This is a genomic window from Syntrophobacterales bacterium, from assembly GCA_031274925.1.
Classification (GTDB): Bacteria; Desulfobacterota; Syntrophorhabdia; order Syntrophorhabdales; family Syntrophorhabdaceae; genus PNOM01.
In genome coordinates, this window is sequence record JAISPL010000006.1 from 129,124 (window position 1) to 149,063 (window position 19,940).

Here is a 19,940-nt window from a genome sequence, read left to right on the forward strand (position 1 = left end):
AGTAAGAGCAAATTCGCTTATTCAAAAATATTGAAAGTTTTCAATATTTTTTATTGACATACTCATAATGCGTGGTATGCTCTCGTAGTAAGTCAAAAACTGAAAGGGGGAAAAGAATGGCAGAACCGGGTAAAGAACTATCAAGCATTGACTTCAAGAACCTCATCGGGGGACCACTCATCGCGGTCGTTGAAGCACAAGCGCAGGCAGCAATGAGCACGGTCAACTTCATTCGAGCGGTTGGCTTCAAACCACCGACAAAACAAGATGAGAATGACGATCCGGGGAACCTGCCGACCACCGGCGATCCGATTTATGTGGTCTTCAAGTATCCCAAGGAGATCTCTCCGTATGAGCCGGCAACCGAGTACTCCATCTCCGTCACAGTGACCAATCCGGGCAGCGGTTACACGGCGCCCAAAGTCACCATTTCTGGGGGCGGAGGCACCGGTGCTACCGCGACGGCGACCATCGACGGTGATGGCAAGGTCACAGGTATTGAAGTGACCAGCCAAGGAAAAAACTACAAGACAGCGCCAACGGTTACCATCGGCCACCAAGGTACCGCACCCTCCGGAGCCGTAACGGCAACGGCAGAGGTCGTGTTCACAGAACCAAAGGCGGCGTCTCCCGCGGTGTGGCAGGAGATGAAACTGGAAGTGCCCATGCTCAGCATCGTGCCCATCCCGTACCTCCGGGTGGATGAGGTCACCATCGACTTCAACGCAAAGATCAACTCCATGCAGACATACGAGTACACAAGTTCCTACGGGGTTAAAACGGACTCCTCCGTGTCGGGCAGCGCCGGTTTCCTTTTCGCCAAGGCCTCGGCATCTTTCAAGTGCTCCACGTCCTACCAGAGCCAATCCAAGTCCACGGGCCAGGTGGAGAGGACATACTCCCTCGCCATCCATGTCAGAGCCGTTCAGGACGAACTGCCAGGCGGAATGGAGAAGATCTTGGGCATCCTGGAAGACGCGATAAAGGCGCAGCCCGCCTCCGCGCCAAAGGAAATCAAGGTATAATGTAGTGCGCGAACCGTTTTTTACTTATGTATGCTTCTTGCTGAGGGGTCTTGCGGTTTATGTGACAAGACCCCTCAGCAGTGATTAAGGGGGAAATAACTTGCCAGACCTTTCTGAGTTTATCGGTGCTATAGTACAGGAGACGGCTAGGGCAAGGATGCTTTCCGATCTTGAGTCGATCCGCATTGCAGAGACCTATTATCAGGACATGTATCTCAAGAATCTGCCGATACCGCACTTCAAGATGCCCGAGGTGACCATTGAGATGCCTGTGGCGGTCAAACAGATAAACCCTCCCGACGGCAGTGTGACCAACAGTACGCTGCTCAGCAAGATGAGGACGCGCATCAAAGACGACATGAACAAGTTTTTGTTGCGGGCGCTCCTTGCTCTCAAACAGGACGCGTTGCTGGCAAAGGGTCTTACGTTGCGGACGTTACCGAACCGAACGGCCAAGTTGGTCAGCGCCCAAGAGACAGAGCTGGCCAAACGGGTGACGGCCTCCTGCCAGAGCATTGTCGATGTTGTCTTCAAGAACAAGGACTACACGGACGCGAACACCATGCCACTGCGACTGACGCGGTTGGCTGATGATTTGGAAATCATGCTGTCGCGGGAACTGACGGCAAACTATCTGGACTACATCGGAACCGAAAAAGGCAAGGTCAACGAGGATGTGCTGAACAGCATCCTGCGCATGTCCCGGGAGATGTTCCTTGATAGCGTGACGTTTCTGATGAAGGTGGACGAGACTACGCTGGAGATCATCAGCGGTACGACGGATCTGATCAATCTGGGTGATATCAAGTATCTGACCACAATAAAGATCACCATGCGCGAACAGGATTACGAATGGACCATAGGCGAGGGTGTCGATGGCGGTGTTGAAGAGCGCCGTCTGATGGTAGAATGATGCGAATAAGGGGGCATACATTTGATATTGTACACGATTCTGGTGGAGTTGGACTCCGTTTTGTCTGAAACTGCACCCCTTATTGACCTATACTCGAATAAAGAACTGTCCTTTTATGGGAAGTCCGTAAAATGGTTCGAGAAGCTGGAAAAGCTTTCGAATGACAACAATTGGCCCATCAAAGCCGAGATTGCTTCTCTGCGCGGTCGGATCGTCACGGCGTCCAGGATGCAATCGGACGATGTCTTTGCGTGGATGCCGAAGTCCAAAAACCGCAGGCGCGCCAAGGAGGCGCTGACGGTCGAATGCATAAGCACCGCCGTCAGCCGGTTGATGGAGTTTGTACAGAAGGACAGGGAGTTACAAGCGGAGGCCGCCAATCTATTACGACAAGTATTATCGGTCGCCATCTCAAAAGGACTGGTGGAACCACGCCCAAAAGCCGCGATAGACAGCGCGTTTATCACCCACAGCTGGCGCATGGCAGCGTCTGATCCGGAATTGACGAAGATGTGCGCTCACATTGTCGGTTTGGTTGGCGCCTATAATGCGTATATGTTGTTTGACAAGGCGTTTGGAGATATATTTATCAATGGGCACTGTTGAGACCGTGTCGAGGTGTTTAATAAAAATAATTTTGTAAGTACTCTATTTAAAAGCCCCCTTGATGGTGCGCCTCTTGATTTCCATGGAGATCCTATCGAAGGTCAATTTGTTTCGCGCTCCATACGTGACGTGGATTTCTCCGGAAAGATAAATTATCTTGACCGCCGCTGATTACCAGACGAAACGGTCTGCCTTGACATATACCCAGCGGTCACAGTCGAGGCGCGCACGAACATGCTATTTCCAACTGTCTGCAAGCCGAAAGAACGAGTTCATATATTAAAGTACCCGCAAGTAAGATAACGAGCGTTTTTTCACAATTTCATCCGCTAGAACAGAATTCAAAAAAATCAGTAAAAAAATGAATTTTTAATGAAATGTCATTTGACCAATTCCTATTTATGGATTATGTTTACGAAGGAGATGACTCAATGAAAAAATTAACGATTTGCTTCCTCGCGCTGCTGGTCTTAGCAGCAGCATCTGTCGCTTTTGCAGCGCCTTTCCTGGTGAGTAACCCATATCCGGCCAAAAGAACTACGCCCTCGCAATTTTTGATAACGATAAACGAAAAAACCGAAACATCAATACCGGCGAAGAATGAGGATGGCTCCGTTTATCTGAAGTACGACCTCGGCGGCCTGTCAGATGGCACATACACGGTCTACGTCAAGGCTATCAATAAAAAAGGGGTCGAGTCATCCCCTTCTGTCTATTCTTTTATAAAAACGGGTTCCATGGTGGAAGCCTTCATACCTCCGACACCTAAGGAAAAACGAAACCCGAGCAGAAGTTCTCTCACATACAAAAACTATCCCGGGTATATAAACAGATAGCGTTACCATACAGAAAATTTTCTTGCCGTCCCTTTTCAGGAAAAGGTAATCTGGCAATGACTTCCTTAAACTGCCCCTTGAGCCAACCCCAAAAGTGTTTGATGAGGTTCGTCTCCTAAGGGTATGGCGGTAGATTGCTACCCTATCAGCAAGAGCATACAGTCTGTTTTTGTGATGAAACGAAGCGTTATCCATGACAATAACCGTGCTTTCGGCACATGGTCAGATTCAAGCCATGCCTAAAACGTGCCCTTGTACTGCATGGTGAAGTAATGCTTTAAGCTGCGACAATCCCAGTTCGTCTGAATTTTCGGAGAGCATTACCTAATATATATAGATAGGCAGTTTGCTGCAACGAGAAGAGAAGAATTGGTTTGTAGAGGTAACAGCATGCCAAATACGAAGTGTAAGGTCAGCCATAAGCTCTTATCACCTTGGTACGCCGTGTAAATATGACGAGGTGATGGCGAGTACTGCTGTTGTCTGTGGGCTTTGCCGACGATATGGCGTTCAGGCGGCAGCGCTTTAAGCAAAGGCATCCCAATTAAAAGTACAATTCATTAAGCGCTTCGCTTTGTCATAGAGGTTGCAGTATCACGACCACCGAGTATCCAGGCCACAATTCTCCGTGTGTGCTATGGCGGGGGTAAGTCGTCTGCCAAATTCCAGTGGTGGTGCGAACAATGTATGCACAAAGCGCATGGCGAGAGGAATCTTAAAGGGCTGCCAAGGAAAGTACACGCAGGGCTCTTAACTTCCATTCTCGAAACACATTTTTTCCATATATAAACGGCCCGCCTGTGATTATCCATGAACCTATACGTCTGGAAATATCTCCTCTCAATGCTGATCTTCCGCTTTATAAGGAATTGATATCCCTGAAACTCATTATGCGCATTGCTTCAATTCAGCCTACCTTGAGGACCCTATGCGTCTCCGCATATTCACGATCAGAACTGTGGCAACGGGGAGTATCAGTCCTATCAGGGTCGCTGCTATCATCAGATTACCCAGGGCCTCGTACCTGCCGCGCTCGACCACAAAAATCTCATTGAGATAATTGGTCCCGAGACTTGATGCGGAGAGGGCAAGATTGGTGAAGGCTGCCATGACGGCAAAATAAGTAGCCTTCTTGTCGCTCGGGGCTTCCCTGGCGATCCACGCCAGCATAGGGATCATGGCAACCTGGCCCAAGGGGGAATCCGCCATGGTATCAATGATGGCAATGGTTCGAGCTCCGAAGCCGAATGCCCTTTGCGTCCACTCATGGAGACCGTAGTACATCCCGATAAAGGGCATGATCATCAAGGTGCTATAAATCGAGAGAAAAACGACAAGATAAGGAATTGGTCTCCGAGCCATCCATCCCCTGAGGGCAAACATGCCGATAATGGCCAGTATAGCAGAAACCTGACGGAGGGTGCCGAAGAACGCCTCGTCGAACTCAAGTACATCAATCTGCCACCAGTTTGCTCCTGCGCCTATCCCTGGCATAGCCCTGAACACGAAGACAATGATCGCGATACCTATGATATCACGACGCTTGGCAGGATCAAGGTCCTTAAGGAGCTGGCGCATGAGATAACTGATTGCGGCTAAGGAGGCAAGGAAAATAATCTCCTTTTTTGCAGGAACCGGCGAAAGCCCGAGGAGCAGGCTTACCCCGACAAAAACGGCGCTTCCTCCCAGTATATACCAGTCAGGGCGTTGCGTGCGTTCTTCAGAGTGCAGCAGTTTGCATATCTCTTCCTTAGAGCGGCCTGCCCGTTTATACCCGATGCGGAGTCTCCGGAGATTCCATGTCCCGAGCACGGCGCCCAACACGGAGATTACCGGTATAATAAGGGACAGCTCATACATGGCTTTATAGGACATGGTCTTGGCAAGCCAGCCGCCGACCCCGGCAACAACGGCACTTCCGCTAATGATAGCGACCCGTCCGAGAGTCTGCATGGTGACATGCATACGCCTGAGCATGTCCTCTGGAACGGGCGAACCGTCTTTATTATAAGGTTGGACCGCCTCGACGGTCATGGCGTCGGCCACTACATCCTGAAGCATAAACCCGACGGGAGAAATAAGTGTGGCGATCACATACCATACATCAGGCGGCAGTATGGTTGCCATCAATTCCTTGTAGCCAGTAAGGCCTACCATGATCATCAGGCTTGCGGCCATTAGAACCGCCCCAAAATAGACAAAGACGGTCTTTCGATGCCAGAAAAGATCCACAAGATGGCCGAAAGGCATTTTCAATGCCCAGGGAAGTCCGGTCCAGAACGCGAGACTCGCAAGGAATGCCGCTGAAAGCCCAAGGCTCTCCTTTACAAAAAAACTCTCGATGATCCCGGTAAAACCCGAAACACCGGCCGCCAGATACACCATGAGCGGGGGCATGTAACCCCATCGCATCTCCCGCACGATACCCAGAAAATCCTGTGTGAACCATCGCCAAAGACGATGGTAATGCAACGGCAACATTCTATATTTCCTTCCCGAGTTTTCCCGGTGTTAAATTTATGATCACTTTCCCGCGAATAACACCGTGATGATGTCTATTTAAATATCGCGGCATCTCAAGATCGGGGCCAAAATCCATTCTTTAAGCCGAAGCTCAAGACCATAACTTTTAGAGCTTATCCCATGAAAAAAACATAAGTCAATATTTTATACGAGAAGGTACGTGTCCGCCCTCTGCCGGTCATTTGTTCCAATCGGTAATGGCAATGGCCCCTGCCAGGCATTTAAATATGGGACGGTTAGCATCGTATTGCCATGTATAACCAACCCTCGTATACTTAACCCGGGCCGCCCCAACCCCTCAAAAGGTCACTTTGGTGTATAGGCAAGCGAGGGAAGTACTGCGAGAGCTGATTCTGGTTTCCCGAGAAAGAATCAGGGAAAACATCCGAAATGCCACCACCGTAACAATCTCCTCCTTCGTGTACGGTCTCATCATTGCGGGTAATATCGACCTTCATGAAGAGGACATGGCAACGCTTTGTCTATACTTTTCAGGAAAAGTGCACAAGTTGGTCGCTGTGGCTTATTTGCAAGGGCACAAGCAGCAGCCTATGTCGTGGTCGCTATCTTTCAATTTTATTATGTAAGGCGGGGGCATAACGGTTTGCTCCCGTAGCCGCCTCGGTGTACCATAGGCTATCGTCGGTTCGGTATAGTCTTAAAATTGGTGAGTTATTATCTTTGTCCAGTCGCCGGCAAGGCTCACATCGTAGTTGTTCCAGGTTGCCAAGCTCTTTTCTGCAACGTTGAGGTCTCCGTATTTGATATCAATAATGGGGATCGGGATAGACGACGGTCAGGAGGTGGTGGTGGAGAAAGGGGTGTGATTACGAAAGACTTGACAGCTTTTAGGAAATAAGTTAAATATTATCGGTTTACTGTGGAGTGGGACATCATAAAGTTCCCGGGATGGATATCCCCTCCGAATTCTTCCGTACGCCCCGAGGACCGTTCGTATGAGGCGGTATCTACGTGTTGCTGTCGGCTATATCCATTGGCCGGGGATGGATGTGCGTTCTGATGATTAAGGTTCGCGCCTCTTGCCTCCCAAAGTCGATGCAACCGTGCAGATATTAGGGATAACCGGAAAAAGACGGCATAAAAGCCTGATAACCAAGAGCTTAACGGCAGTGATCTCGAATTCATATGAAAAGGAGTCTGCATTATGAACATAGTTGTATGTGTGAAACAGGTCATAGACCCTGAAGCGCCTAGCAGCGTTTTCCGCATTGATGAAGCAACCCAAAAAGGGAAGAATATTGACGACAGCCCGCCGGTGCTTGACCCTTATGGAGAGTATGCTTTGGAAGGAGCCTTACGGCTCAAGGCCGACAAGGGCGGCAAAGTTACGGTTATTTCCATTGGAAACGACTTCGACCAGAATGCGATGAAAAAATCACTTGCCATCGGTGCAGATGAATTGATTCTCGTAGAGGATGATTCTTTAAAGGATTTGGATGCGTATGGCACAGTCTGCGGACTGGTGCAGGCCATAAAGAAGGTGGGCGATTACGACCTGATCCTGACCGGCCGTGAAGCATCCGATACAAACGCCGGACAGACGGGTTCGGGTATTGCCGAAGCCATGGGACTCCCACTCGTTACCCTTGTCCAACAAATTGATATTGATGGCAGCCAGGCAAAGATCCAGAGAGTGATCACCGACGGGTATGAGTCAGTAACCATCCCCCTCCCTGCCGTGCTGACAATCAGCAATGAAATAGGCGAAGTGCGGTTTCCAAATATGAAAGGTATTATGGCGGCCAAGAAAATGAAGCCCACCGTCTATGGGCCTGGTGATATCGGAATGGACACAGTCCCGAAAAAATCAAAAATGGTCCGGCTCTACCAGGAAGTCTCGGAAGCTCATTGTGAATTCATCAAGGGGGAATCTCCCGAGGAAATGGCTGTAAATCTGGCTGAAAAACTTCGTGAAGCAAAGTTATTTTAAGAAAAGGAGATAGCCCGATGGCTGAATATAAGAACGTAGGTGTCTTTTGTGAAACAAATGGAGGGAAGTTAGCTCCCATATCCACCGAGAGTCTAGGAATCGGTCGGAAACTTGCCGACGATCTGGGTCAGTCGCTCGTGGCCCTGTTGATCGGGGATCAGGTGGGCGATGCAGCCAAAGATGCGATTCGCTATGGAGCCGACAAGGTCTATGTGGTGGACAATCCAATGTTCAAAGACTATCTGTCGGATTCGTATGTTGAGGTTGCGCAGAAGCTGGTGGATCAAGCGTCCGCGCAGATCGTGATCATGGGCCAGACTGATATGGGCAGAGATCTTGCGCCACGGCTGGCGTTTCGTCTTGGAACCGTGTCTACTTCGGACTGTTTGGAGTTGGCTATTGACGGAGCTTCCAAGCGTCTGCTACAGACTAAGCCTGTTTACGGTGGCAATGCCAAAGAGGTATTCATTATCGATACCGACCCGCAGATAGTCACCATTCGCAGCAAGGCCATGACAGCGTTGGCACCCGAAGATGCCAGGCAAGGTGAAGTGGTTGCATTTGATGCTGCTATCGATGTCGCTACGCTGAAAATGAAACTGCTGGAAAAAGTAGTCGAAGAGGTAACAGGAGTAAAACTGGAAGAGGCAACTATAGTAGTCTCCGGTGGACGGGGTATCGGCAGTCCTGAAGGGTTCTCACAGTTGGAAGAATTGGCAGCGCTCTTTAAAGGAGCGGTGGGAGCGAGTCGTCCTGCAGTCGATCAAGGTTGGTTACCCCCTAACCGGTTGGTGGGCATTACAGGTAAGATTATTGGACCTGACCTGTATATCGCAGTGGCAATTTCCGGTTCCACGCAGCACATGACAGGATGCGGAGGATCCAAAACCATTGTCGGCATCAACTTGGATCCGGAGGCCGGCATTTTTAAACGCGCCCATTTTGGAGTGATCGGGGATTGGAAAGCAGTTGTGCCTGCGCTCACGGAAAAAATAAAAACAATGATCGGTTAATTGAGAAACACGGGCGGCCCTGGGTCATATCATTGACTGACCAGGGCCGCATCGGTTATAGCCAACCGCAGCAAAGCGTATCACACAGAAGTGTCCTGAAAAAATATTTGGATATTTATAGGATTTATGGGTCTCTTGATACTGTGAGAGGGACAGTGTATATAGCTTTAGGGAAAATAATACAGACAGGAGAAAAAGGATCCTATTGCGTGAGACATACCCGGTGAACGGGAGGGAAATAGCAAGGACCTCTAGAAATGGTAAGATGTAAATGTGCAATTAGCTCTTCTGTCTGCTCGTGATCATTAAAGGATGTGTCGGGTGGACTAGAAAATTTTTCTAGACCTATCTTGACGCCATCCCAGTATGATTTGCCTAATATTCCAAATCAAGTTGGACAGGGCAAAATGAAATAGGGAGCTTTGAGGGACCGTCTGGGCAGGTCGTGAAATTTCGATATTACCCCTAATATAGACTCATGGCCCCAAGTCAAGTTCATGTTTTCCTGAATTTTTCGTATCTTATGAGGCCACTCAACAAACGTGGATCAAACATATAAATTATTTAAGCCGAAAAAACATCAAGAGAACCAAAAAACTATACAGCCACAACTTTCCCCTTTACTATTGAAGGCCAAGGACATCTCGCATCGTATATGCACCATGTGTCTTCTGGAAAAGCCACTTGGCCGCAAGTACAGCTCCTTTCGCAAAGTTATCTCTACTGTACGCTCTGTGGGTAATCTCCAACCTTTCCCCTATCCCTGCAAACATCACCGTGTGCTCACCCACCACATCTCCGCCTCTCAGGGCAAGTACTCCAATTTCATCCTGCTTCCTTTCTCCTGTAATCCCCTTCCTCCCGTATATCTCCAGCCATTCCTTTTCCGGCTGCACCCCCTTAATCACTTCCATGAGTTTCACCGCTGTGCCGCTAGGGGCGTCTTTCTTTAGCCTGTGATGCATCTCGACTATCTCGGCATCATAGTCTTCCTTCAGTATCCTTGAAACCTTCTCTACTATATCAAACATGAGGTTCATTCCCACACTCATATTTGGGGAGATTACAACCTTCGCATCTTTAGCGCTCATAATCTCTTTTAGGGCTTCCGCCTTCAATCCCGTCGTCCCTATCACTATCCCTTTGGCGTGCTCTACCGCTGTCCTGAAATTCTGAAGCGACGATTCAGGTCCGGTAAAATCGATGACCACATCACACATATCTATAATCTTAGCCAGTTCGTCCGTCACCGGACATGCGGTCGTCCCTTCGCCGACGTTCTTACCGGCCATCGGATGCCCGGGGATTTCTGTGCAACCCGTCACAGCCACTTCGGGATCGGCTTGGGCGAGCCTCATGATGACGCTTCCCATTTTTCCTGCCACTCCGGTGACGATGAGGCGCACCATCGCTATTCCCTCCTCAGCAGATCGTATTCTTTGAGGATGCCTTTAAGGAAAGCGCTGCTTCCCTGGGAAAGAGGACACAACGGAAGCCTAAACTCCTTCTCGATCATTTCCATATGATACAACGCTTCTTTCACGGGGATTGGGTTCGTCTCCACGAACATGGCCTGCATGATGGGGAGCATGGCTACATTTAGATCTCTTGCTCTATCTATGCTTCTCTCCTCCATGAAAGCCTTGTAGATCGCCTTCAGTTCTTTCGGCATAATATTGGATATGACGGAAATAACACCCACTGCGCCCACGCTCATCATGGGAAGGAAAAGGTTGTCATCCCCTGAGACTATGGCAAACTTACCTTTCGTGAGCCTGTAAATATCGGCCACCTGGACGAGAGAACCTGACGCTTCCTTTATTCCCACAACGTTTGGGATCTCAGCGATCCTCGCGATGGTCTCGGGGGTCATATTGATTCCCGTCCTGCCAGGTATATTATAAAGGACAAGAGGTATGTCCACCTCTTCAGCCACTTTTTTGTAATGCAGGTAAAGTCCTTCCTGTGTGGGCTTGTTATAATAAGGTGTTGTGAGAAGGCAGGCATTTGCGCCTAGCTTCTTCGCCATTTCCGTAAGCTCTATCGTTTCGGTGGTACTATTGGAACCAGTTCCCGCAATCACCGGTACTTTGCCGTGTACAAATTTCAGGGTTAGCTCAATCACTCTCGCGTGTTCGTCATAGGAGAGAGTTGCCGCTTCACCCGTACTTCCGCAGGGCACTATCCCATCCACGCCGCCTTCAAGCTGAAATTCTATAAGCCTCTTGAAGGCCTCCTCATCGAAGCGGTATGCGGTAAAGGGGGTTACTAACGCCGTGTAAATCCCTTTTAATTCCATAGTTTCTCCTTTCTATAAGAGCGCTTCGTCATTCAGTTTACCTACATAAATAAGCCTCGTGTCTCCTTCAAGGTAGACTTCTCCATCAAGGTAGACTTTTAGTATCTCTCCACCCTTCGTCTTTATGTTCACAGGGCTTTTCACCAGCGCTTTTTCCTTCAATATAACACCCACAGCCACTGCTCCCGTGCCGCAGGCGTAGGTCTCTCCTTCCACTCCCCTCTCGTATGTCCGGAGCTTCAGATTCTCTTTGTCAATGATCTCAACAAAGTCTACGTTCGTTCCTTTCTCGCCGAACACCTTGTGGTGGCGGACAAGCCTTCCGAGTTCCTCAACAGGCATATGGTCTACATCATGGACAAGAAGAACCGCATGCGGCACGCCTGTATTGACGCTGCTCAAGAATATCTCCTTGTCTTCAAGGCCCACGGGATAATCAAGCTTCATGCCCACCGGGGCGGTAAGCTGCAGCTTTACCCGCATTCCGCTCACCTCTGCTTTTATCACCCCGGCAATAGTCTCGAAGGTCATTTTTTCCTGCGTGATGCCATTCATATAGGCGAACCTCGCCGCGCACCGACCGCCGTTCCCGCACATCTCTGCTTCGGAACTGTCGGCGTTGTAGAATCTCCAGCTGAAATCGTGTTCATCGGAATTTTCAATAAGTATGACGCCGTCCGCACCGACCGAGTGATGTATTCTGCATATTTTTTTGATAAACCCGGTGACGTCAGGGAAATCCCTGTCAACTTTACCGTCCCGGTTGTCGATTATTATAAAATCGTTTCCACTTGCGCTCATTTTGAAAAATTCCAAGGCAACCAATTTACTACACCTCCAAAAATGATGGGATTGATTCTCCTCTTATCAGATCCTTGTATGTCTCTCTCTTTCGTATCACTGCAAATTCTCCACCCTTTACAAGCACTTCTGCGACCCTACGCCTCGAATTATAATTCGATGACATGGAAAAACCGTACGCACCAGCACCCATAACGGCCAACAATTCGTTCTTTTCAAGGTACGGCATTTCCCTATCTTTTGCAAGAAAATCTCCGGATTCGCAGATGGGACCGACAATGTCCACCTTCCCTTCTGTCCGGCCCCCCTCCTTCGCGGGAATGATCTTGTGGTATGCGCCATAGAGAGAAGGCCTCACCAGATCGTTCATCGCCCCGTCTATGACGTAGAACGTCTTCCCAGGAGGTCGCTTCACATAGAGAAGGCGGGTCACAAATATGCCGCTGTTCCCGATTAATACCCGCCCAGGTTCAAGTATCGCCGTGAATCCCGTCTCCTTCAACTCCTCGCCTACCACCCGTCCGTAGTCTTCAGGGTCGGGAGGAAGCTCATCCTTGTAAGTAATGCCAAGACCGCCGCCTATATCAATATAACTCAACTTTATACCTTCGCCAAAAAGCCTCAATACCATTGCCTTGAGAAAGCGCACAGCCTCCACGAAGGGAGCCAGGTCCAGAATCTGAGAGCCTATATGGGAGGATATGCCCACAGGATTAAGGTATTTGTGGTTTCGCGTCTTTTTGTATAGTCTGAAAGCATCATCCCATGGCACCCCGAATTTATTCTTCTTGAGGCCCGTCGTTATGTAGGGATGAGTCTTTGCGTCAATCTCCGGGTTCACCCTGACGGAGACGGGTACTGCTTTTTTCATGCGCGAGGCAACCCGTCCCACGACGTCAAGTTCGTCTTCCGATTCCACGTTGATCATGAGGACGTCGGCCTTGACGGCCGCTACAATCTCCTCTTCCGTCTTCCCTACTCCGGAGAAGACTGTCTTCCGTCCGGAAATGCCTGCCTTGAGCGCCCTGAACAGCTCTCCTCCTGACACTATATCGACGCCTCCACCCAGACTTCCGATGATTTTGAGGATCGAGAGATTAGAACATGCCTTGCAGGAGTAACACGTGAGGTGCGGCGTTGCTCTGAAAGCATCTTCAAAAGCCAGGAAGCGTCTCTCGAGAGTTTTGTAACTGTAAATGTAGACCGGCGTCCCCGTGGCCTTCGCAATCTTGGCGACAGGCACATCTTCGCAATATAACTCACCATTTCTGTACTGGCAATAATTCATTATTCACTCTTTTATTAATATAATGATGGACTCTTTGGAGTTTTCGCTTTCGTTGCCGAATGTATCCACCGCCGTCACATAGTAGGATACGTATCTTGCCTCGGGGAGATTTCTATCAAGGTAGGAAGGTTCTTTGAGTGGTTCTGTGTTCATTTTCACGGTTTTTCCGCTTGCTATTCTGTACACATTATAACCCAGCAGGTCCGGCTCCGTGTTCATTTTCCACGTGACCAAGACCTCTCGCTCATTCTTTTCCGTCTTTATTTCTCTCGGAGCCGCCGGAGGCGTCCTGTCGATTGGGTGGGCCGACAGCTGAACGCCTTTCCCCTCCCATCTCATGCCAGACTTTAAAGCCACAGCCCTCACCTCGTACTGATATGTCTTCCCGTTTTCAAGCCCGGAGTCGACGAAAAATGATGTAGAGAGCGGGGCAGGGTTGACCGGAAAGAGGGGATAGACGCCTTCCCTCAACCTATAAACATTATAGAGAAGGTTCTCTTCCTTGTCCCATGTAAGCTCAATCCTCTCATACTCTCCTCTGGCCTGGACGCCTGCGGGAGGAACCGGAACCGCTTGCCACGTTATGGTAAATGTATTCGAAGCGTCGCCTGCGGTACCAAGTTTCGTCAATGGGTGCACCCGGTAAGAGTAATGAAAGCCAGTCCTAAGGTCGTCATCTGTAATATAGAGCCTTCCCTTTGCTATCGTGTATCCCTGTTGTTCCTCCAACAGGATCTCTTTGAAGGGCTCAAATCCCACCATGCAGCTCCCGCAGCTTTTCAAGACTCTAAAACCAGAAAGGTCTTTCAACTCAGCTCCTGTCACATCCCTCGAAGGAATGGTGAAGGAGAGGAATAGAACACCTTCCTTGATATCCCCCGCGACATCTTTTATACCTCCGGGAATAGGCAGATTCTGAGGCGCAGGGAAACTTTTCTTGCCGCAACCCGCGACGCCAAAAAAAGTCAGGGCCACGCTAATAATCAGAATTGAGATAGCGTTTTTCCGCATTGAGCTCCTTTTCCACTTCGGAGAAAGAGGCCGCCCCCGCTGTTCGCCGATTGGATAAAATTCTCCGAGGGTCAATATGGTCAAATATATCGCTGTCGAAAGCCCCGGAATACGTCTTCATATCTTCTATGTTCATGGCCGAAAGGGCCGTACCATTTTCCTCGCAGTCCCTTACCAACCTCCCAACTATTGAATGGGCTTCCCGGAAAGGGACCCCTTTCATGGTCAGGTATTCCGCCATTTCAACGGCGGACATATAACTCCCCGCCACCGCAGCCTCCATCCTGGCAACCTTCACTTCCATGCCTTCCACGCACAAGGTCATAATGGATAATGCGTCTTTGACCGTGTCGACCGCATGGAAGAGCGGCTCTTTATCCTCTTGAAGATCTCTATTGTATGTCATGGGCAGCCCCTTAAGAAGAGATAAGAGGGCGAACAGATCGGCCATGACCTTTGAAGCCTTGCCTCTCGTCAGTTCGAGGGCGTCAGGGTTTTTCTTGTGAGGCATAAGACTGCTCCCCGTACAAAGCTCGTCAGGGAGTGACACATATCCGAACTCTTCAGTAGAGAATATGATGAGATCCTCCGACAACCTGCTTAAGTGCATCATAATCATGGCAAAGACATATATGGCGTCGACGATGAAGTCTCTGTCCGCCACCGTATCCATGCTGTTTTCTGAAACTCTGGAAAACCCGAGTCTTTCTCTCACGAATTCGCGGTCAAGTGGTATGGTGGAGCCTGCAAGAGCTCCACTCCCAAGGGGCAGGACATCGACGGCGTGCATAACCCCTTTAAGCCGCTCCCTGTCTCTCTTTAGCATATAATAGTATGCGAGAAGATAGTGGGCAAATGGCACCACCTGGGCCTTCTGCATATGGGTATAGCCAGGCATAAAAACTCCGTTCCCTTTTTCCCCTTTATTGATCAGCGCCTTGAGCAATCCGACAAGAATTTCATCGACTCTTGCCATCTCGGCCCTGAGAAAGAGCCGCATGTCGAGGGCAACTTGGTCGTTCCTGCTTCTCCCTGTATGGAGTTTCTTCCCTGCGTCGCCCGTCTTTTCTATGAGCCGGGCCTCGATATGCATGTGGATATCTTCCATGGACGCAGAAAATAGAAACGTGCCCTCCCTTATTTCCGCCTTTATCTCATCCAGAGCGGTCAGGATTGCATCCCTTTCCCCGCCACTAAGTACGCCTATTTCCCTTAACATCTCCGCATGGGCCTTACTCCCCTCAATGTCGTACTCGAAAAGGGCCCAGTCAAAATCAATGGATGCGCTGTACCGTTCCATAAGCGGATTCGTCTCTTTTTTGAATCTGCCTCCCCACGCCTTCATGTTCTCTCCCCGAAAATGGCCGTGCCCACTCTCACCATGGTGGAGCCTTCCTCAATGGCTACTTCGAAATCGGACGACATCCCCATGGAAAGTTCCTTCATATCAAGGCCGAATTCCCTGTTGGCCCGCCCTAAAATATTCCTTAAGGAGGCAAACACGCCCCGCACCTCCTCCGGGTCGTCGACAAAAGGCGCCATGGTCATGAGCCCGACCGGTTTCACGTGTTTCAGGGCTACAACTTTCTTCAGCATGCGCCTTAATCCCTCTTCTTCCGTACCGTGTTTGGAAACCTCCCTGGAGAGGTTGAGCTCAAAAAGGATGTTCATGGGTTTTCCATATTTATCGAGACCCTCCGCAATCTCCAATCTATCCACTGAGTGAACATAGTCGAATAGAGGCGGTATATATTTGAGCTTATTCGTCTGGATATGTCCGATCATGTGCCAGCAGACTTTCTCCTCAAAGCCCTCAATTTTTTTTTTCGCTTCCTGGATATAGTTCTCTCCGAAATCAGTGAGTCCCGCCCGGACTGCCTCTTGAATTTTATCCGAATCGACTCGTTTCGTCACACCAATGAGCAGCACCTCGGATTCGGCCCTGCCGGCCCTGCACGCAGCCGCTGATATCCGCTCTCTTACAGCCCTGATTGTATCCTCAATATTCATCACGAAAGAACGCCCAGTGACAGGAGTGCTTCTGCAACTTCACAAATAGGGAGACCTACCACGTTCGAATAAGAACCTTTTATCTCTTTAACCATATATCCGCCTTTGCCTTGGACGGCATAAGACCCGGCTTTGCCGAGCGGTTCCGACGTCTTTACATAGCGCATTATCTCCTCGTCGGACAAGTCCCGCACATGGACTCTCGTTTCGATCGCATCACGGTGCATAATATCTTTCAATACATTCAGGATACAGTACCCGGTAATCACCTTGTGCCACTTGCCTCTGAGCGACCTTAGCATATTGAAAGCGTCCGCCTCATCCCTGGGCTTCCCCAGCACCCGGCCTTTGTTCACCACTATGGTGTCTGCGCCGATCACCCATTTATCGGTAAAATGTTCCCCCACTTTGAGGGCTTTCTCCATGGAAACCCTGAGCGTAAAATCCCTCGGAGATTCATCCTTTTTTTTCCGCTCATCTATGTCAGGGGGGATGATCGAAAAGGAGATGCCAAGACTTCTCAGTATATCAACCCTTCTTGTGGATTCGCTCGCCAGTACTATCGAATCCCCGTTTCTAACTTGAAACATGTTGACTCCTAAATGTAGAATAGAAAAATATATGAAATCAATTATAATTTCAAGATAAATCTATTGTACCAAAAAAGAGGTCGTCATGGAAGAGGTCATCCAAATTACCACAACTGCGGATAACAAGGAAACCGTTGAGCGCATAGGCATGTCGCTCGTAGAGAAAAAACTCGCAGCCTGCATCCAGATACTGGGTCCCATCAAAAGTGTGTACAGGTGGAAAGGAAATGTAGAGAACGCCGAAGAATGGCTCTGCCTCATTAAGAGCAAAACATCCCTGTATAAGGAGATAGAGACAGATATCCTCCGTCTCCACCCTTATGAACTGCCGGAGATAACCGTAACCGATGTCATTGGCGGGTTGGCAGGGTATATCCGGTGGGTGGAGGATGAGACGCGGTGAGCGAACAGAAGTAGCGGCTCTAGCCGTACCCCCCCCCAAGCAGGGGATGTAGAGCACTCAATTCCGACTAATCCTGTTTCCGGATATACTTTTGGTCGCTTAGAAGCACTGTGTAATCACTTATTTTTAGCTACTGTTGGTTCCGTGACTCAAATGGACGGTTTCCTTCCATTTCTCTCCATCCCTCAATCATTTCACGCCTTTTTCCTCCACACATTTCCCTCCAGGATCATGGACCAGGACACCTTCCTCTTTGAGCCCTGCACAGGAAAGCCTGCCGGAAAAATCGGAAAACCAGCGAGCCTTACTATCTTATTTTCATTACCTTTGGGGCTGGTCTGTCGCGGATGTCCCGTGGGCAGTGGTGCGAGGGCTCTGTTGCCTGATCACCATCCCTTCAACCTGACCTGCAAGAACACCAAGTACGTGAACGGGCAAGCATTCACAAATGGACAATCCCCCCTTGATGGTGGACATGCGCAACCCTTGTCTATCCGATAGATGTCCCCGCCGTATCGGTTGAAGGGCTTTGAGCCGGGTAGTTAAATATTCCAGGACCGCTTCGGAATATTTGCAAAACAAGTCTTTTTGTTGACACGCGGGTGAACGGTCGCTAATACTGTATCATGTCTTTGAAGAACTTCTTCGGCCTGCCGAAAAACGTGTGTGTTCTGGGAATTGTCAGTCTTCTCATGGATATAAGCTCCGAGATGATCTACCCTTTGGTCCCTCTTTTTCTCAACAATGTCCTCTATGCCTCAAAGACATCAATCGGATTGATTGAAGGCATAGCCGAAAGCATGGCAAGCGTCCTAAAGGTCTTCTCAGGATGGCTCTCCGACCGGCTTGGCAAGCGGAAATCTATCATATTGTGGGGATATGGTATTTCGGTTTTCAGCCGACCTATACTCGCAACCGCATCTTCGTGGATCGGTGTACTCACATACCGGTTTACCGACAGAGTCGGTAAAGGGGTGAGGACGGCTCCCCGAGATGCCATCATCGCAGATTCCACGGATAAGTCTATTTTGGGAAAGGCCTTCGGTTTTCACCGTACTATGGATACTACGGGTGCGGCAATAGGAGCGTTCATCGCGTTCCTGATACTGAATTTTCTGCACGGCAGCTTCAGGTCCGCCTTTTGGTTCTCCATGGTGCCCAGTGTCCTGGCCCTCCTCTGCATCATCTTTTTTGTAAAGGATACAAAAAAAGCGCCAGCACTCAAAACATTGTCTCTAAGAATCCATTTTTCCGACAGCAACTTCTCACGTTTTCTGGTGGTCGTTACCGTCTTTACTCTCGGGAAGACATCCGACGCCTTCCTTATCCTGAGAGCCCAGGAATTGGGGGTATCCGTGGCGGTCATTCCCGTTCTCTATCTCACTTTCAATATCAGTTCTGCCCTCTTTTCCACCCCTGCGGGGATGGTGACGGACAAGGTAGGCGGGAAGGGAATGATACTTTTTAGTTATTTCCTTTTTTCTTTAATTTTTATTGGATTCGCGTTTGCCACGAATCAGATTCACGCCTGGATGCTGTTTATCGTTTATGGCATCTTTGTGGCGATTAACGACGGCGTGCAGCGGGCTTATGTGGGGACCGTGATAAGATCAGAGATAACAGGAACAGGATACGGCGTTTACCACACGATCGTGGGCATCGCATCCCTTCCGGCGAGCATTATAGGGGGAGCCCTCTGGCAAAAGTTCGGTTCCCATGCCCTTTTCTTTTACGGCGCCATGATGTCTTGGGTGTCCATCGTTCTCTTCGTGATACTCCTATATTTTTTTGGAAACAAGGCCCCGGGCAAACCCGAAAAAGGGGAGTATATATCCAATCAATCCCCCCGATAACTCCTACAGATATGGACGACAGAACACGGTAGCAACGCCAGTTTCCATCACCAGTGATGATGCAAGGGGGGCATCCTTACATGACAGATATCGGGAAGAGACGGCCTGAATGAGGCCTCCTTCCTCTTTTTTTAGATTTTACTAATTCCAAGCGTGTAAAAAATATTGAGTCTCGCCCGGGGGGATTCGTATTCGCAACACGAGAAGCATCTCCATAAGAGCCACGCCTTTTCGCAGGTCATGGAGTTTACGCCTTCAGAGATAGAAGCGGCAAAGATAACCCCCCGCCAACTTAAGGGAGGCGTATGGGCATACACGTCATAATAGACAAAACAGGAGAGAGGGTCCGCGATGCAGGGGGATACCAGTATAGATATTGTCAGGAAAGTGCCGACTCCGTCTATGAATTTCGATTCCCCAGGAAAGCGCAGATTCACTACCCCATTAACCCCAGAGCTAAAACAAAAGAGCCTCCAACCCAGGAACACGCTCACAGACATTCAGCGATTTCTCGAACATCAGCGGACAACCACACGACAATTATGGCAAAACGTCAACGACAAGCTTAAAAGAAGCGATAAAAAACTGGAGGAACGGCTCCCTCAAGAATTCCCTAGGAGCGTAGAAATGCCCCCGGCATGACTCGAACATGCGGCACATGGTTTAGGAAACCATTGCTCTATCCGCCTGAGCTACGGGGGCATAATAGATAATTATAGCGGTTTTTTAGCTCTATTTCAACAGGAATGTCACCTCCGAATTGACTCACAATAAATCTTACTCAAGGGAGGAAAAGGATTGTTGGCGCATATATTACC

General features: G+C 49.4%; 18 protein-coding genes and 1 tRNA gene. 9 read left to right on the forward strand and 10 right to left on the reverse strand.

Translation table 11 applies throughout. The features are described 5' to 3' along the window. The first annotated feature begins 116 nt into the window (after nucleotides 1–116). The 4 genes from LBQ00_01415 to LBQ00_01430 all read left to right on the forward strand — a co-directional run bounded on the left by LBQ00_01415 (nucleotide 117) and on the right by LBQ00_01430 (nucleotide 3,380). Nucleotides 117–1,025 (forward strand): DUF2589 domain-containing protein, encoded by a 909-nt coding sequence (locus LBQ00_01415; protein ID MDR2017533.1) that lies wholly within the window; start codon nucleotides 117–119, stop codon nucleotides 1,023–1,025. 100 nt (nucleotides 1,026–1,125) lie between these two features. After that, nucleotides 1,126–1,938: a hypothetical protein gene (locus LBQ00_01420; protein ID MDR2017534.1), complete on the forward strand. Its 813-nt coding sequence runs from the start codon at nucleotides 1,126–1,128 to the stop codon at nucleotides 1,936–1,938. Between the two features lie 21 nt (nucleotides 1,939–1,959). Then, a complete protein-coding gene (locus LBQ00_01425; protein ID MDR2017535.1) occupies nucleotides 1,960–2,544 on the forward strand; it encodes a hypothetical protein in 585 nt (194 codons plus the stop codon). Between the two features lie 431 nt (nucleotides 2,545–2,975). Continuing rightward, nucleotides 2,976–3,380: a hypothetical protein gene (locus LBQ00_01430; protein MDR2017536.1), complete on the forward strand. Its 405-nt coding sequence runs from the start codon at nucleotides 2,976–2,978 to the stop codon at nucleotides 3,378–3,380. A 912-nt stretch (nucleotides 3,381–4,292) separates the two neighbouring features. Here the strand turns inward: LBQ00_01430 and LBQ00_01435 are convergent. Next, a complete protein-coding gene (locus LBQ00_01435; GenBank protein ID MDR2017537.1) occupies nucleotides 4,293–5,861 on the reverse strand; it encodes a hypothetical protein in 1,569 nt (522 codons plus the stop codon). Nucleotides 5,862–6,217: 356 nt separating this feature from the next. Between LBQ00_01435 and LBQ00_01440 the strand changes: the two genes are divergently transcribed. The 3 genes from LBQ00_01440 to LBQ00_01450 all read left to right on the forward strand — a co-directional run bounded on the left by LBQ00_01440 (nucleotide 6,218) and on the right by LBQ00_01450 (nucleotide 8,867). Then, nucleotides 6,218–6,490 carry a hypothetical protein gene (locus tag LBQ00_01440; GenBank protein MDR2017538.1) on the forward strand — a complete coding sequence of 91 codons (273 nt, stop codon included), beginning with the start codon at nucleotides 6,218–6,220 and terminating at the stop codon, nucleotides 6,488–6,490. Nucleotides 6,491–7,068: 578 nt separating this feature from the next. Further along, complete coding sequence (locus LBQ00_01445) at nucleotides 7,069–7,854, forward strand: electron transfer flavoprotein subunit beta/FixA family protein (protein MDR2017539.1); 786 nt, start codon at nucleotides 7,069–7,071, stop codon at nucleotides 7,852–7,854. 17 nt (nucleotides 7,855–7,871) lie between these two features. Then, the gene (locus LBQ00_01450; protein MDR2017540.1) at nucleotides 7,872–8,867 is read left to right on the forward strand and encodes an electron transfer flavoprotein subunit alpha/FixB family protein; all 996 of its coding nucleotides are present in this window, start codon (nucleotides 7,872–7,874) and stop codon (nucleotides 8,865–8,867) included. Between the two features lie 623 nt (nucleotides 8,868–9,490). On the opposite strand, the gene dapB is transcribed toward LBQ00_01450, so the two are convergent. Genes dapB through LBQ00_01490 form a run of 8 tightly spaced genes read right to left on the reverse strand, consistent with a single transcriptional unit; the run spans nucleotide 9,491 to nucleotide 16,866 of the window. Beyond that, the gene (gene dapB / locus LBQ00_01455; protein MDR2017541.1) at nucleotides 9,491–10,276 is read right to left on the reverse strand and encodes a 4-hydroxy-tetrahydrodipicolinate reductase; all 786 of its coding nucleotides are present in this window, start codon (nucleotides 10,274–10,276) and stop codon (nucleotides 9,491–9,493) included. A 2-nt stretch (nucleotides 10,277–10,278) separates the two neighbouring features. Further along, on the reverse strand, nucleotides 10,279–11,166 hold the full coding sequence (gene dapA / locus LBQ00_01460; GenBank protein MDR2017542.1) for a 4-hydroxy-tetrahydrodipicolinate synthase: 888 nt from the start codon (nucleotides 11,164–11,166) through the stop codon (nucleotides 10,279–10,281). 12 nt (nucleotides 11,167–11,178) lie between these two features. Then, nucleotides 11,179–11,967, reverse strand: coding sequence for a diaminopimelate epimerase (dapF, locus tag LBQ00_01465; GenBank protein ID MDR2017543.1), 789 nt, complete (start codon nucleotides 11,965–11,967; stop codon nucleotides 11,179–11,181). Nucleotides 11,968–11,995: 28 nt separating this feature from the next. Next, the gene (lysA, locus tag LBQ00_01470; GenBank protein ID MDR2017544.1) at nucleotides 11,996–13,255 is read right to left on the reverse strand and encodes a diaminopimelate decarboxylase; all 1,260 of its coding nucleotides are present in this window, start codon (nucleotides 13,253–13,255) and stop codon (nucleotides 11,996–11,998) included. Nucleotides 13,256–13,258: 3 nt separating this feature from the next. Further along, nucleotides 13,259–14,266, reverse strand: a complete 1,008-nt coding sequence (locus LBQ00_01475; protein MDR2017545.1) for a hypothetical protein — start codon at nucleotides 14,264–14,266, stop codon at nucleotides 13,259–13,261. Next, on the reverse strand, nucleotides 14,232–15,611 hold the full coding sequence (gene argH, locus LBQ00_01480; GenBank protein ID MDR2017546.1) for an argininosuccinate lyase: 1,380 nt from the start codon (nucleotides 15,609–15,611) through the stop codon (nucleotides 14,232–14,234). Before argH ends, LBQ00_01475 begins: the two co-directional genes overlap by 35 nt. Then, on the reverse strand, nucleotides 15,608–16,276 hold the full coding sequence (locus LBQ00_01485) for a YggS family pyridoxal phosphate-dependent enzyme (protein MDR2017547.1): 669 nt from the start codon (nucleotides 16,274–16,276) through the stop codon (nucleotides 15,608–15,610). Before LBQ00_01485 ends, argH begins: the two co-directional genes overlap by 4 nt. Beyond that, on the reverse strand, nucleotides 16,276–16,866 hold the full coding sequence (locus LBQ00_01490; GenBank protein ID MDR2017548.1) for a Maf family protein: 591 nt from the start codon (nucleotides 16,864–16,866) through the stop codon (nucleotides 16,276–16,278). The genes LBQ00_01485 and LBQ00_01490 overlap by 1 nt, the downstream gene beginning before the upstream one ends. Nucleotides 16,867–16,951: 85 nt before the next feature. On the opposite strand from LBQ00_01490, the gene LBQ00_01495 reads away from it, so the two are divergent. Together LBQ00_01495 and LBQ00_01500 are read left to right on the forward strand one after the other, a co-directional pair. Further along, a complete protein-coding gene (locus LBQ00_01495; protein ID MDR2017549.1) occupies nucleotides 16,952–17,269 on the forward strand; it encodes a divalent-cation tolerance protein CutA in 318 nt (105 codons plus the stop codon). Nucleotides 17,270–17,895: 626 nt separating this feature from the next. Further along, entirely contained in the window at nucleotides 17,896–19,122 is a 1,227-nt protein-coding gene (locus tag LBQ00_01500) for an MFS transporter (protein ID MDR2017550.1), read from the forward strand. Between the two features lie 628 nt (nucleotides 19,123–19,750). Here the strand turns inward: LBQ00_01500 and LBQ00_01505 are convergent. Beyond that, a tRNA-Arg gene (locus LBQ00_01505) sits at nucleotides 19,751–19,824 on the reverse strand. Nucleotides 19,825–19,940: the final 116 nt, after the last annotated feature.

Bases quoted from the DNA above. Each gene is read 5' to 3' on its own strand.
- dapF (MDR2017543.1), bottom strand. From the start codon at position 11,967: ATGAGCGCAAGTGGAAACGATTTTATAATAATCGACAACCGGGACGGT.
- LBQ00_01500 (MDR2017550.1), top strand. From the start codon at position 17,896: ATGTCTTTGAAGAACTTCTTCGGCCTGCCGAAAAACGTGTGTGTTCTG.
- dapA (MDR2017542.1), bottom strand. From the start codon at position 11,166: ATGGAATTAAAAGGGATTTACACGGCGTTAGTAACCCCCTTTACCGCA.
- LBQ00_01415 (MDR2017533.1), top strand. From the start codon at position 117: ATGGCAGAACCGGGTAAAGAACTATCAAGCATTGACTTCAAGAACCTC.
- LBQ00_01495 (MDR2017549.1), top strand. From the start codon at position 16,952: ATGGAAGAGGTCATCCAAATTACCACAACTGCGGATAACAAGGAAACC.
- LBQ00_01490 (MDR2017548.1), bottom strand. From the start codon at position 16,866: ATGTTTCAAGTTAGAAACGGGGATTCGATAGTACTGGCGAGCGAATCC.
- LBQ00_01475 (MDR2017545.1), bottom strand. From the start codon at position 14,266: ATGCGGAAAAACGCTATCTCAATTCTGATTATTAGCGTGGCCCTGACT.
- LBQ00_01450 (MDR2017540.1), top strand. From the start codon at position 7,872: ATGGCTGAATATAAGAACGTAGGTGTCTTTTGTGAAACAAATGGAGGG.
- lysA (MDR2017544.1), bottom strand. From the start codon at position 13,255: ATGAATTATTGCCAGTACAGAAATGGTGAGTTATATTGCGAAGATGTG.
- LBQ00_01445 (MDR2017539.1), top strand. From the start codon at position 7,069: ATGAACATAGTTGTATGTGTGAAACAGGTCATAGACCCTGAAGCGCCT.
- LBQ00_01430 (MDR2017536.1), top strand. From the start codon at position 2,976: ATGAAAAAATTAACGATTTGCTTCCTCGCGCTGCTGGTCTTAGCAGCA.
- LBQ00_01485 (MDR2017547.1), bottom strand. From the start codon at position 16,276: ATGAATATTGAGGATACAATCAGGGCTGTAAGAGAGCGGATATCAGCG.
- argH (MDR2017546.1), bottom strand. From the start codon at position 15,611: ATGAAGGCGTGGGGAGGCAGATTCAAAAAAGAGACGAATCCGCTTATG.
- dapB (MDR2017541.1), bottom strand. From the start codon at position 10,276: ATGGTGCGCCTCATCGTCACCGGAGTGGCAGGAAAAATGGGAAGCGTC.
- LBQ00_01435 (MDR2017537.1), bottom strand. From the start codon at position 5,861: ATGTTGCCGTTGCATTACCATCGTCTTTGGCGATGGTTCACACAGGAT.